Source organism: Alloactinosynnema sp. L-07 (assembly GCF_900070365.1).
Lineage (GTDB): Bacteria > Actinomycetota > Actinomycetes > Mycobacteriales > Pseudonocardiaceae > Actinokineospora.
This window is the reverse complement of the sequence record NZ_LN850107.1, coordinates 4,967,013-4,980,072: the sequence shown is the minus strand read 5'-3', so window position 1 is coordinate 4,980,072 and position 13,060 is coordinate 4,967,013. Positions and strand designations below refer to the sequence as shown.

Below are 13,060 nucleotides of genomic sequence, written 5' to 3'. Positions count from 1 at the left end.
CACCAGTGATCTCCCTCGCGCTCATTGTGCGGCGGAGGGGCAGGCAGGGGCGACCTGGCACGGGCGGCTGCGCTGCCTACCCTGAGTGAGACTGGACGCTACCTGCGGCTAGCGCCGCTGTCCATCCGTTGGCTCAGAGCACCCATGCCCGCTCACCTCGAACGCGGTAGCGTCGGGGACGAGTGTGACGAGCAGGGAGGCGGAAGTGGCCACGCGCAAGCCCCCACGATCCACATCGGACCCGATCGGCGGCAGGCTGGATCCCGCGGTCAGGACCCAGGCCTGGGAGAAGCTCGGGTCAGAGACGTTCGACGTGGTGATCATCGGCGGCGGCGTCGTCGGCACCGGAGCCGCCCTCGACGCCGCCACCAGGGGGCTCAAGGTCGCCCTGGTCGAGGCGCGCGACCTGGCCTCGGGGACGTCGAGCCGGTCGAGCAAGCTGTTCCACGGCGGCCTGCGGTACCTGGAGCAACTGGAGTTCGGCCTGGTCCGCGAGGCCCTGCGCGAGCGCGAGTTGATGCTCACCCGGCTGGCCCCGCATCTGGTCAAGCCGGTCAGCTTCCTCTACCCGCTGACGAAGCGGATCTGGGAGCGGCCCTATACCGCCGCTGGTCTGTTCCTTTACGACACGATGGGCGGTTCCCGGTCGGTTCCCGGCCAGAAGCACCTCACCCGTGCGGGTGCGTTGCGGATGGTCCCCGCGCTGCGCCGCGGGTCGCTGATCGGCGGCATCCGCTACTTCGACGCCCAGGCCGACGACGCCCGCCACACCATGACCGTCGGGCGCACCGCGGCCCACTACGGCGCCGTCGTGCGCACGTCGACGCAGGTCGTGGCCTTCCTGCGGGAGGCCGACCGGGTGGCGGGGGTGCGCGTCCGTGACGTGGAGGACGGCCGCGAGACCGACGTCAGGGCCAACGTGGTGATCAATTGCACGGGCGTGTGGACCGACGAGATCCAGCGCGCCTCCGGCAGCCGGGGCCGGTTTCGGGTGCGGGCGAGCAAGGGCGTGCACATCGTCGTCCCGCGCGACCGGATCGTCTCCGAGTCCGGGCTGATCCTGCGCACGGAGAAGTCGGTGCTGTTCGTGATTCCGTGGCGCAATCACTGGATTGTGGGGACGACCGACACCGACTGGAATCTCGATCTGGCCCATCCGGCGGCCACCAAGGCCGACATCGATTACATCCTTGATCACGTCAACACGGTGCTCGCGACCCCTTTGACGCACGACGACATCGAGGGCGTCTACGCGGGGTTGCGGCCGTTGTTGGCGGGCGAGAGTGAGGAGAGTTCAAAGCTGTCCCGTGAGCACGCGGTCGCCCGGGTCGCGCCTGGGCTGGTCGCCATCGCGGGCGGGAAGTACACGACCTACCGGGTGATGGCGGCCGACGCGGTGGACGCGGCCTCGGTCGACCTGCCGGGGCGGTTGCAGCCTTCGATCACCGATCGGGTGCCGCTGTTGGGGGCAGACGGGTATCACGCGCTGGTGAACCAGGCCGACCTGCTGGCGGCGCGGCATGGGCTGCATCCGTATCGGGTGCGGCATCTGCTGGACCGGTATGGGGCGTTGGTCCACGAGGTGCTCGACCTGGGTTCGGAACGCCCGGAACTGCTGAAGCCGGTCGACGCGGCGCCGGACTATCTGCAGGTCGAGATCGTGTACGCGGCGGCGTGTGAAGGTGCTTTGCACATCGAGGACACGTTGGCTCGGCGGACGCGGATCTCGATCGAGTATCCGCATCGTGGGGTCGACTGCGCCGAGCAGGTGGCCGCGTTGATGGGGTCGGTGCTGGGGTGGTCCGCTTCGCAGGTTCAGCACGAGGTCGCGGTGTATCTGGCCAGAGTCGAAGCGGAGCGTGACTCGCAGACCCTGCCGGACGACGAGGCCGCCGACGCCACGCGGTCGGCCGCGCCGGAAGCGCGGCCGCATCTGTTGGAGCCGGTTCTCTAGATGATTTGAGTGCTCAGTGCGGCAGGGTTGACGCGCGCCAGGCGCCGGGGCCGTGGTCGAGCTGGCGGCGGACCGCTGACGTGCGGGACGACCACGCCGATTGGTCGGTGGCGCTTTCGTCGGCCGCCGCGTTGCCCGCAGCGGCGACAATCGCGGTCAGGGCGGCCAGTTCGACGTCGTCCGGGGTGCCTCGGACGACGCGCAGGATGGGGGTCTCGGTCACGGGCTGCTCCTGCTTCACAGGGGGATGTTGCCGTGCTTCTTAGGAGGCAGAGTCTCCCGCTTGTCGCGCAGCATGCGCAACGAACGGGCGACATAGCCCCGCGTGTAAGAAGGCGGGATCACCGAGTCGACGTAGCCGCGCTCGGCCGCGACGTACGGGTTGAGCAGCGTGTCCTCGTACTCGCGGTCCAGCTTGGCGCGCAGCGCGTCCACGTCTTCGCCTGCCGCAAGAGCATTCTTGAGGGTCTTGCGGTGCAGGATGTTCGACGCGCCGGAGGCGCCCATGACCGCGATCTGGGCGGTGGGCCAGGCCAGGTTCATGTCGGCGCCGAGGTGCTTGGAGCCCATGACGTCGTAGGCGCCGCCGTAGGCTTTGCGGGTGATCACCGTGATCTTCGGGACGGTGGCCTCGGCGTAGGCGTAGATCAGCTTCGCGCCGCGGCGGATGATGCCGGTCCACTCCTGGTCGGTGCCGGGCAGGAAGCCGGGCACGTCGACGAAGGTCAGCACCGGGATGTTGAAGGCGTCGCAGGTGCGGACGAACCGGGCCGCCTTCTCCGAGGCGTCGATGTCCAGGCAGCCCGCGAACTGCGTCGGCTGGTTGGCCACGATGCCCACGCTCTGGCCCTCGACCCGCCCGAACCCGACGATGATGTTCGGCGCGAACAGCGGGTGCACCTCAAGGAACTCGCCCTCGTCGATGACGCGGTTGATCACCTCGTGCATGTCGTACGGCTGGTTGGCCGAGTCCGGGATCAGCGTCTCGAGTTCGCGGTCGGTGTCGGTCAGGCTGTCGGAGACCGCGCCGTCCTCGGCGAAGCCGGGGAACACCGGCGCCTCGGACAGGTTGTTCGACGGCAGGAAGGACAGCAGCTCCTTGACGTAGGAGATCGCGTCCTCCTCGTCGGCGCCCATGTAGTGCGCGACACCGGACTTGGTGTTGTGCGTGCGCGCGCCGCCGAGCTCTTCGAGGGTGACTTCCTCACCGGTGACGGTCTTGACCACGTCGGGGCCGGTGATGAACATCTGCGAGGTCTGGTCGACCATCACGATGAAGTCGGTCAGGGCGGGGGAGTACACGTGCCCGCCCGCGTTGGCGCCCATGATCAGCGAGATCTGCGGGACCACGCCCGACGCGCGCACGTTGCGGGTGAAGATCTCGCCGTAGAGGCCGAGCGACACCACGCCCTCCTGGATGCGCGCGCCACCGCCCTCGTTGATGCCGATGATCGGGCGGCCGGTCTTGATCGCCAGGTCCATGACCTTGACGATCTTCTCGCCGTACACCTGCCCGAGCGAGCCGCCGAAGACGGTCACGTCCTGGGAGAACACACACACCGGACGGCCGTCGACGGTGCCGTAGCCGGTCACCACGCCGTCGCCGTACGGCCGGTTCTTCTCCAGGCCGAAGTTGGTCGACCGGTGCCGGGCCAGCTCGTCGAGTTCGATGAACGACCCGGGGTCGAGCAGCATGTCGATGCGCTCGCGGGCGGTCATCTTCCCCTTGGCGTGCTGCTTCTCCACCGCCCGGGCCGACCCGGCGTGCACCGCTTCGTCGTTGCGGCGGTAGAGGTCGGCCAGCTTGCCCGCGGTGGTGTGGATGTCGGGCTCGTCCACGGGCGGAGTGCCGATCGGCTCAGTCGCGCTGCTCATGGACCGGCAGCCTAGCGATCCTGCGCCATTCGGCGGGCGTGGCGTATCCGACATCACCTCGACATGATGAATCATAGTTCACTGAAGCACAGTTCACTGAACTGCAACCCAGTAAGGGATGTCGATGTACACCAAGCCGAGTGAAGTCTTCGATCGGGACTGGGAGTGGGAGGGCCTGACCAGCTTCGTCCAGGGCCGCCGATCCTCGGCGACACTCGGCATCGTCAGCGGACGTCGCAGGCAGGGCAAGAGCTTCCTGCTGGAAGCGCTCGCCGAGCAGTCCGGCGGCATCTACTTCGCCGCGACCGAGGGCTCCGAACAGGAGTCTCTGCGGATGTTCGCGGCGGCGCTCGCCGAGTACTCGGGTGTCGCTCCAGAGCCCTTCCGCGACTGGAACGATGCGATCTCGGCCATGTTCCACGCGGTGCGCGACCGCGCTGTCCCGGTGGTCATCGACGAATTCCCGTTCCTCTCCAAGGTTTCCCCCGGCCTGCCCTCGATCATCCAGCGTGAGCTGGGGCCAGGCGGATCCGGTCAGGAGAGTTCGGCCCGGTTGCTGCTCTGTGGATCCGCGATGTCGGCCATGGGAAAGCTGCTTTCCGGGCAGGCGCCTCTGCGTGGGCGCGCCTCCCTGGAACTGGTCGTCCAACCATTCGGATATCGGGCCGCGAGTCGATTCTGGGGCATCGATGATCCACAGCTCGCTGTTCAGCTCCACGCGATAGTGGGAGGCACGCCCGCCTATCGCGGGGACTTTGTGGACGACGACACTCCACAAGGGATTGATGACTTCGACTCCTGGGTCGCCAGGACGGTGCTCAGCCCGCGGATGCCGCTGTTCCGGGAAGCGCGTTACCTGCTGGCCGAGGAATCGGACATCCGCGATCCCGCGCTCTATCACGCCGTGCTGGCTGCGATTGCTGCGGGCAACACGGCAAATGGACAGATCGCGAGCTATATCGGCAGGAAAGCCGATCAGTTGGCCCATCCTCTCGCTGTGCTCGAGGACTGTGGACTGGTGGCCCGCGAACCGGACCTTTTCCGGTCGAATCGCTACCGGTACCGGATCGCCGAGCCGCTGATCACGTTCTATGCGGCGATCATGCGGATGCGTTGGTCTGAGCTTGAGCGGAAGCGGGCGGCGTTGCTGTGGGCGGACTCGCGCCGTATGTTCACGTCAAAGGTTGTCGGCCCACATTTCGAACAACTCTGTCGTGAGTACTCCGCCGACGTCGACGAAAGCGTGTTCGGTGCCTTTCCCTCGGAGGTCGGCGCGGGTGTGGTCAACGATCCGCAGAACCGCACCCAGATCGAGATTGATGTCGTAGTACTCGCCGCACCCGCCGACGGACCGCGCGGCGTACTGGCACTCGGCGAGGTGAAGTGGGGCGAGGTCATGGGCGTCGGCCACATTTCGCGGCTCGTTCGGGCCAGGGACCTGCTGGCCGTCAAAGGCTGGGACACCCGCGCGGCCAAGCTGGCCTGCTACAGCGGGGCCGGTTTCACCGACGAACTCCTCGCTGCCGCAGCTGCCGACGACCGGATCCTGCTGATCGATCTCGACCAGATCTACGCCCCGATTAGTACGGAAGTGTAGTTCCGGGAAGTGTACTTCTGTAACCTGTCACCATGGTGGACAAGCCGGACTGGATCTTTGATCGGGACGATGAGTGGCAGGCGATGACCTCATTCATCTCTCGGGGGCTCACCGTGGGTTCGCGCCCGAGGGCCACACTCGGCGTGATCAGCGGCAGACGCAGGCAAGGCAAAAGCTTCCTGCTGCAATCCTTGGCCGAACAGGTCGGCGGTCTCTACTTCGCTGCGACAGAGGCGACCGAGGCCGAGTCGCTGCGTGGGTTCGCGCGGGCGCTCGATCCGCATGTCCGCACTCGGCTGCCCGCGTTCGACGACTGGAACGAGGCGATTATCGGACTGTTCTCTGGCATCGGGGAGAACCCCACGACGGTCGTGATCGACGAGTTTCCCTTCCTTGTCAGGGCCTCACCAAGCCTGCCGTCCATCATCCAGCGGGAACTCGGGCCGGGCGGAAGCGGCTTCGGTAGCGCCGTTCGTCTTCTGCTCTGCGGATCGGCTATGTCGGTGATGGGAAAACTGCTGTCCGGGCAGGCACCGCTGCGCGGCAGGGCCGGACTGGAAATGCTCGTCAAGCCGTTCAGTTATCGGAGTTCAGCCGAGTTCTGGGGGATCACCGATGCGCGGCTCGCGGTCATGGTCCACGCGATCGTGGGTGGCACCCCGGCCTATCGGTACGAGTTCAGTGGCGGTGATGTCCCGGCTGACCTCGCCGACTTCGACTCCTGGGTGGCTCGGACAGTCCTGAATCCGCGCACACCGCTGTTCCGTGAAGCTCGGTATCTCCTGGCTGAGGAAACCGACATCCGAGATCCGGCGCTTTATCACACGATCCTTGCGGCTATCGCGTCCGGAAAGACCACCAACGGCAAGATCGCGACCTATGTCGGCCGAAAGTCCGATCAGATCACCCATCCGCTCAACGTCCTTGAGGATTGCGGTCTTGTTGTCCGCGATACGGACATGATTCAGGGGAATCGGTCGCACTATCGGATCGCGGAACCGTTGATCGCGTTCTACGAGGCGATCATGCGGGATCGCTGGCGCGATCTCGAAATGGCACGGGCGGACGCGGTGTGGGCCGATTCACGGCAGACCTATCTCTCGAACGTGGTCGGCCCGCATTTCGAGGAACTCTGCCGAGAGTTCGCGGCGGGCGCGGACGAGACGTTGTTCGCGGGTCGACCGGCGGAAGTGGGCGCGGGTGTGGTCAGCGACCCAGGGAATCGAACACAGATCGAAGTCGACGTGGTGGTGAAGGCGAGCTCCGACCGGGGGCCCCGCTGTCTGCTTTCGCTGGGCGAGGTGAAGTGGGGTGAAACGATGGGACTGGGGCATGTCGCTCGATTGACCAGGGCTCAGGGCCTGCTCGCCGCCAAGGGCTGGGACACCGTCTCGACCAAGCTGGCCTGCTACAGCGGGGCTGGTTTCACCGACGAACTCCGTGCCGCCGCCGCTGGCGACGACCGGATCCTGCTGATCGATCTCGACCAGATCTACGCCCCCGAGTGAGTCCGGGAAGCCTTCGGCGGCGAACGGATCTACGCTGATCGGCATGGCAGCACTCGACGCCGAGGCCCTGCGTGCGGCCTTGGTCACGCCCCATGGCCCCTACGCCGCGCTTGACGTGGTGTCTTCGACCGGGTCGACCAACGCCGACCTGCTCGCCGCCGCTGGGGCGGCGGATCGGACGGTGCTCATCGCCGAGGCGCAGACGGCCGGGCGCGGTCGGCGGGCCAGGGCGTGGGTGTCGCCGCCGGACGCTGGGCTCTACCTGAGTGTGCTGGTGCGGCCCGAAGGGGTCCCCGCCGTCAGGCTGGGCTCGTTGTCGCTGGTCGCGGGGGTGGCGCTGGTCCGCGCGGCGCGGCATGCCGGGGTGACGGCGACGCTCAAGTGGCCCAACGACCTGCTTGCCGGGCTGGCTCAGGCCAAATGCGCGGGCGTACTCGCCGAGGTCGGCCAGGACGGTGCCGTAGTGGTCGGGATCGGCCTCAACGTCGGCCCGCTGCCCGACCCCGTCCCGCCCGGTCCCGGCGGGATCCCGGCGACGTCGATCGCCGAGGAGGGCGGGGTGGGCGACCGGGCCGAGTTGGCCGTGGCGCTGCTGCGCTCCTTCGACGAGGCGGAGCGCTCGTGGCGCGGCGCCGAGGGCGACCTGTCGACCTCCGGGCTCCTTGCCGAGTACCGAGCCAACTGCTCGACCTTGGGCCAGCGCGTGCGCGTCGAACTGCCGGAGGACCGCGACTTCCAGGGCACCGCCATCGACATCGACGCTGATGGCAGGCTGGTGGTCGACGCGGCGGGCGCGGCCCGCACGGTGTCGGCTGGTGACGTGGTGCACCTGCGGAGCGCATGATTGCAACTTGGTGAGTCCCGCGCACGCGGGAACCGCCCGCCGGTACGGTAGCCGCGTCATCAGCGATGATCGGGAGGACACCGTGGCATACCCCGACGACTTGCTCAGCGACGGCGAGCGCGTCGTGCTGCACAAGCATCCCCACTGGAAGATGTTGCTGCTGCCCTACCTGGTCCTCGTCGTCGTGCTCGGCCTGGGCATCTGGGGCGCGATCCTCGCCCAAGACCTGTCGTGGGCCACGATCGCGTGGATCAGCATCGGCGCGGTCGGACTGATCCTGATCGTCTGGCTGTTCTTCGTGCCGTTCATCCGCTGGCGCACGACCCACTTCGTGGTGACCACCGACCGGGTGATGTACCGGGTCGGCGTGATCAACCGGACCGGCATCGACATCCCGCTGTCGCGGATCAGCAGCGTGCGCTTCGAGCACGGCCTGATCGACCGGATCGTCGGCTGCGGCACGCTGATCATGGAGTCCTCCGCGCAGGAGCCGCTGATGTTCGATGACATCCCGGGCGTGGAGAAGGTCCAGACCCTGCTGTACCGCGAGGTCAACGACAACCCGCACGACGACTTCCACCGACCCGGCACCGAGCCCGCCCCGCCCACCCAGCAGTACCCCGACCAGGGCGGACGTCGCTGACGATGGGCGCGCGTGAGGTCGGTCTGCCCGCCGTCACCCCGGGTGGCGGGCTACCCGCCCGGGTGACGATCTGGGAGGTCGGCGCCAGGGACGGGCTGCAGAACGAGAAGACGGTCGTCCCGGTCGACGTCAAGATCGAGTTCTTGGACCGGATGGCCGACGCGGGCCTGACCACATTGGAGGCCACCAGCTTCGTGCACCCCAAGTGGGTGCCGCAGCTGGCCGACGCCGAGGACCTGCTCGCCAAGCTCGACCGGGTCGACGGCGTGCGCTACCCGGTGCTGGTCCCCAACGAGCGCGGGCTCGACCGGGCGCTGGCCGCCGGGGTCCGCGACATCGCGATCTTCGGCAGTGCCACCGAGACCTTCGCGAACAAGAACCTCAACCGCACGCTCGATGAGCAGTACTCGATGTTCGAGCCCGTGGTCGGCCGCGCCCGCGCCGAGGGCCTGGACGTGCGCGCCTACGTCTCGATGTGCTTCGGCGACCCGTGGGAGGGCGCGGTCGCCCCCGCGCAGGTCGCGGCGGTCAGCAAGCGGCTGATGGACATGGGCTGCTCGCAGCTCTCCCTCGGCGACACCATCGGCGTGGCGACGCCGGGCCAGGTCGAGGCTGTGATCGGCGCGTGCGGCACCGAGGGCATCGAGGTCTCGTCGGTCGCCGTGCACTTCCACGACACCTACGGGCAGGCGCTGTCGAACACCCTGGCCGCGCTGCGGCTGGGCGTGACCACGGTCGACTCGTCGGCGGGCGGCCTCGGCGGCTGCCCCTACGCCGAGTCCGCGACCGGCAACCTGGCCACCGAGGACCTGGTCTGGATGCTCGACGGATTGGGCATCGAGACCGGCGTCGACCTGGACAAACTCGCCGACGCCAGCGCCTGGATGGCCCAGCGGCTGGGGCGGCCCAGCCCGTCGCGCGTGGTGCGGGCGCTACGCGGGTAGGCCGATGGAGATCGTCGAACTGACCGAGCGGCGCTGGCCCGCGCTGGAGCGGCTGTTCGGCCCCAACGGCGCCCAGTCGGGCTGCTGGTGCACGTTCGTCCTGCTCACCAAGCTTTGAACTCGCAGGGAACCGAACTGAGTCGGGTGGCGTCCAACGCGCGACCGTGCCGACTACTCGCGGAGGTGGCACAGGTGGCCGACCACCGAGCCCAGGTCGAGGATCTGCTCGCGGACTACCGCCGCGGCCGTGATCAGCTCGCCGGGGTCCACCGCGCCCTCGCGGCGGTCAACGAGTCGAGCACCAGTCCCTGTGGGCTGGTCACCGCCACCGTGTCGGCCCAGGGCCTGCTGACTGGGCTGGTCGTCGCAGACGGCGCGTACCGGTCCTACCGCCCACACGAACTGGCGGCGGTGATCGTCGCGGCGACAGCCGTGGCTGCCGACCGCGCGAGCCGCGTGGCCTGCGAGATCGTCGCACCGGTCCTGCCGTCGGGCACCGACCCGGCCGCGCTGCTGCGCGGCACGGCCGACCTCACGCCCGCCGAGACCGACCCGCTGCCGGTGGAGGACGAGAGCTTCGAGGACGTCCACTGGCTGGGGACGGGCAAGCCATGACCCTGCGCGTCGACGCCGCCAAGCTCGCCCGCGACGCGGCTCAGTTCACCGGATTCGCCGAGCGGGTCGAGGCCATCCACCGCGACCTGTCCGACCGACTCGGCGCCGTCGGTGCTTGCTGGGGTACCGACGAAATCGGCCGGAGCTTCGCCGCCGTGCACGCAGGCGCAGCTGACCAGACCCTCGCCGCAGTCGGCGGCCTGCCCGCCCGCCTGAGCGACATCGGCGAACGGTTCGCGAGCAACGCGGCGGCGTATGTCGATGGCGAGCAGGAGAACGTCGATCGGCTGGGAGCGCAGGGCTGATGGGTATCGAGCTCCCCCCGGAACTGGCCGCCACCGCGGCCGCCGCGGGCGTCACCTGGCCCGAGGCAGACGAGGACGCCCTGCGCGCGGCCGCCCAGGCCTGGCGCGACGCCGCCACCCAACTGGGCGCCGTCACCGCCGAGGCCGACACCGCCGCCCGAACAACCCTGACCGCTTTCGAAGGCGACGCCGCGACGGCCGCCGCGAGCCACTGGTCAGCCTTCGTCGCGCCCGACACCGGCCACCTGACGGCCACCGTCACCGGCTGCACCGCCGCGGCCGACCGCCTCGACCACGCCGCCGAGCAGGTGGGCGCGGCGAAGGTCGAGATCGTCCGCCACCTCACGGCCCTGGCGAAGAACACCGACGCGGCCGCGGGCAACCCGACCGCCATGCTCGGCCTGGACACGGCGGTCAAGGGCACCGCGGTCAACATCGCCGCGATCAAGGACGCGCTGGTCAGCTCGGTAGTGCCGGGCTCGGGCCTGGACGTGTCGGCGGTTCGGGACGTGGTGCACGCCCAGCCCGGCGCGGTCGCGGGATTCGGGTTGAGCGGCTTGATCGACGCGGTGGCCGGGGTGGTGCAGGGGGTCACGGACACGGCGGCTGGAGTCGCTGGTTCGGGGATGCCTGCGGCCGTGGATGTGGCAGGCGTGGGCAGCACGGGGCGGCTTGTGCCGGGGCTGGTCGCCGGCGTTGGGGACCTGGCAGGCGGTGCGGTCGCGGGGACCGGCCAGGTGGCCGGTGGTGTGGTCGCGGGGGCGGGCCAACTTGCCGGCGGTGTGGCTGCTGGGGCGGGGCAAGCGGTTGCCGGGGTTGGGGGCTTGGCAGGCGGTGTGGTCGCAGGACATCCGGCGGGCGGTGTGGTTGGCGGGGTCACTGACCTTGTGGGTGGTGTGGCCGCTGGTGCCGGGAACGTTGTCGCTGGGACGGGACAGCTGGTTGGCGAGGCCGCTGCCGGTGCGGGGAATGTTGTTGCTGGAACGGGGCAACTGGCAGGCGGTGCCCTCGCGGGCGCGGGCCACCTGGCAGGCGGGGTGGGCGACCTGGCCCCAGGGGCCACCCTCGTTGGCGACGTGTTGGCGGGTACGACCAACCTTGTGGGCGATGCGGTCCCGGGTATCACCAACCTCGTTGGTGATCCTGGGCACGCGGGCGACCTGTTGGCGGACGCTCCGACACCGCCCGCAGGCATTCCCATGGCAGAAGCTCCCTTCGCGGGATCGGATGCGCCGACGCCGCCTAGTGGGATTCCGGTGGCGGATGGCGCCGTTCACGCGGCCGCTGCCGCCGCGGTGATCGAGGCTCCTGCGCAGGCCGCTCCCGCCGCGCCCGCTGCCAATCCGCCTCCGGCCGCGCAGGCCCCCGCTGGGCCGGGTCCGGCCGGGCCGGTGGGTGGTGGGGTGCCGCTCGCGGGTGGTGGGGCCGCGGGAGGTGGCGCGGCCCAGGGGGGACAACGTCAGCAGCAGGCCGCACCCACGCCCGCGCCGAGGGGGGAAGCGCCCGCGGGTGGGGCTCGGCAGCCCGGTTCCGCACAGGCCTCGGTGTCGGAGCAGCGTGGTCAGGATCGGTCTGAGGACGCCATCGCCGCGATGGTGGGGTTCGGGGTCGGTGCGTCCGCGTTCGGCAGGTCGACGGGTGACGGGCCAGCGGGCGAGGTACGCCCGGGGCACGGGCCCCACGGCGAGAGCAAGCCAGGCGAGCGGCAAGCATGCGACGCGAAGTCGGCCGCGCAGGCAACGGATGCCAAGTCGGCGGGGCAGGCGACCGATGCCAGGTCTACGGCGCAGGCAGGCGACGGCAAGTCGGTCGGGCAGGCGAGTCCGGATGGCCACTCCGGTGACGCCGAGAGCGGGCACTCCGAGGGCACGAGTCTGTTCCTGCTGAACATGTTCCCTATCGGGCACCTTCCCGTCGCCGCGACCAAACCGACGCGGCAGCTGCCCGCCCCACCCGCTGAGGTCGACTACGCCGCAGGCCTTCGGTTCCCGCCCAATGACCACCCGACCCCCGTCGACCTGACAATCACCGCCTGCCCGACTGACGGCCAAGCTCAAACCCCCACCCCCGCGATGGTCGGCGGCTACGACCCCCTCGGCGGCCAGCACGAGCGCGACTGGGATCGGCGGTTCCTGGTTCGGCCCGACGCGCTCGCCACCGAGTACGCCTGGCCCCCTGGCGAGCTCTATCCCGAAGGCGGCACCGCCGACGGCGAACCCGAGGCGCTGCCCGTGGGCACGCTCATCGATCGGTTCGGCACACCCGAGGGGCGAGTGTTCTCCGCCGACGGAACCCCCTTCGCCGCCCGGTCGCTGCCGCCCGCGCATCTCGACGGGGGGTATCGGCGGTATCAGGTGGTACGGCCGCTGCCCGTGTGGCGGTCGGTGTCGGCGCCGTGGTTCGCGCAGCGGGGTGGTGGTGAGCGGTATCGGGCGACGTTGTCCGCCGCTGACCTGGTGGCGTTGGGGTATCTCGTGCAACTCATCGGAGGAGACCAGTGAACGCCGAGTCGATCATCGAGCTGCTCGGGGCCGTCGGCGTTCCGGCCGACGTCGTCACCGTCGGCGGCGAGGCCGACAACACCTGGTGCCTGGTGCGCGAAGGCGACGGGTGGGAGGTCTTCTGGCGCGAGCAGGGCAACCGATACGACTGGGCCAGGTTCAGCAGCGAGGCGGTGGCCTGCCACTACCTGTTCGGCAGGCTCACCTGGTCCCAGGTCGTGCGCGGCGCGGTCGGCGTGCGTTAGTGCCCCGAGCCGATATCAGGCGTTCGGAA

Annotated in this window: 12 protein-coding genes; 10 read left to right on the top strand and 2 right to left on the bottom strand. The window is 69.3% G+C overall.

What is annotated here, in order from left to right:
• Positions 1-244: 244 nt before the first annotated feature.
• Entirely contained in the window at positions 245-1,954 is a 1,710-nt protein-coding gene (locus BN1701_RS22215) for a glycerol-3-phosphate dehydrogenase/oxidase (RefSeq protein WP_054056040.1), read from the top strand.
• 13 nt (positions 1,955-1,967) lie between these two features.
• Here BN1701_RS22215 and BN1701_RS22210 read toward each other — a convergent pair whose 3' ends face one another.
• Together BN1701_RS22210 and BN1701_RS22205 are read right to left on the bottom strand one after the other, a co-directional pair.
• Positions 1,968-2,177: an acyl-CoA carboxylase subunit epsilon gene (locus BN1701_RS22210; RefSeq protein ID WP_054056039.1), complete on the bottom strand. Its 210-nt coding sequence runs from the start codon at positions 2,175-2,177 to the stop codon at positions 1,968-1,970.
• A 14-nt stretch (positions 2,178-2,191) separates the two neighbouring features.
• Entirely contained in the window at positions 2,192-3,829 is a 1,638-nt protein-coding gene (locus tag BN1701_RS22205; RefSeq protein ID WP_054051840.1) for an acyl-CoA carboxylase subunit beta, read from the bottom strand.
• 334 nt (positions 3,830-4,163) lie between these two features.
• On the opposite strand from BN1701_RS22205, the gene BN1701_RS22200 reads away from it, so the two are divergent.
• The 9 genes from BN1701_RS22200 (at position 4,164) to BN1701_RS22160 (ending at position 13,031) form a co-directional block, all read left to right on the top strand.
• On the top strand, positions 4,164-5,426 hold the full coding sequence (locus BN1701_RS22200) for an ATP-binding protein (protein WP_197672132.1): 1,263 nt from the start codon (positions 4,164-4,166) through the stop codon (positions 5,424-5,426).
• Positions 5,427-5,458: 32 nt separating this feature from the next.
• Positions 5,459-6,934: an ATP-binding protein gene (locus BN1701_RS22195; protein ID WP_054051836.1), complete on the top strand. Its 1,476-nt coding sequence runs from the start codon at positions 5,459-5,461 to the stop codon at positions 6,932-6,934.
• 43 nt (positions 6,935-6,977) lie between these two features.
• Positions 6,978-7,778, top strand: a complete 801-nt coding sequence (locus tag BN1701_RS22190; protein WP_054051834.1) for a biotin--[acetyl-CoA-carboxylase] ligase — start codon at positions 6,978-6,980, stop codon at positions 7,776-7,778.
• Positions 7,779-7,860: 82 nt separating this feature from the next.
• Positions 7,861-8,421 carry a PH domain-containing protein gene (locus tag BN1701_RS22185; protein WP_054051832.1) on the top strand — a complete coding sequence of 187 codons (561 nt, stop codon included), beginning with the start codon at positions 7,861-7,863 and terminating at the stop codon, positions 8,419-8,421.
• A 2-nt stretch (positions 8,422-8,423) separates the two neighbouring features.
• Positions 8,424-9,365 carry a hydroxymethylglutaryl-CoA lyase gene (locus BN1701_RS22180; RefSeq protein ID WP_054051830.1) on the top strand — a complete coding sequence of 314 codons (942 nt, stop codon included), beginning with the start codon at positions 8,424-8,426 and terminating at the stop codon, positions 9,363-9,365.
• Positions 9,366-9,557: 192 nt separating this feature from the next.
• On the top strand, positions 9,558-9,980 hold the full coding sequence (locus BN1701_RS22175; protein WP_054051828.1) for a YbaB/EbfC family nucleoid-associated protein: 423 nt from the start codon (positions 9,558-9,560) through the stop codon (positions 9,978-9,980).
• On the top strand, positions 9,977-10,285 hold the full coding sequence (locus BN1701_RS22170; RefSeq protein ID WP_054051826.1) for a WXG100 family type VII secretion target: 309 nt from the start codon (positions 9,977-9,979) through the stop codon (positions 10,283-10,285). The genes BN1701_RS22175 and BN1701_RS22170 overlap by 4 nt, the downstream gene beginning before the upstream one ends.
• A complete protein-coding gene (locus BN1701_RS22165; RefSeq protein WP_054051824.1) occupies positions 10,285-12,786 on the top strand; it encodes a TNT domain-containing protein in 2,502 nt (833 codons plus the stop codon). Before BN1701_RS22170 ends, BN1701_RS22165 begins: the two co-directional genes overlap by 1 nt.
• Entirely contained in the window at positions 12,783-13,031 is a 249-nt protein-coding gene (locus BN1701_RS22160) for a hypothetical protein (protein WP_054051822.1), read from the top strand. Before BN1701_RS22165 ends, BN1701_RS22160 begins: the two co-directional genes overlap by 4 nt.
• Positions 13,032-13,060: the final 29 nt, after the last annotated feature.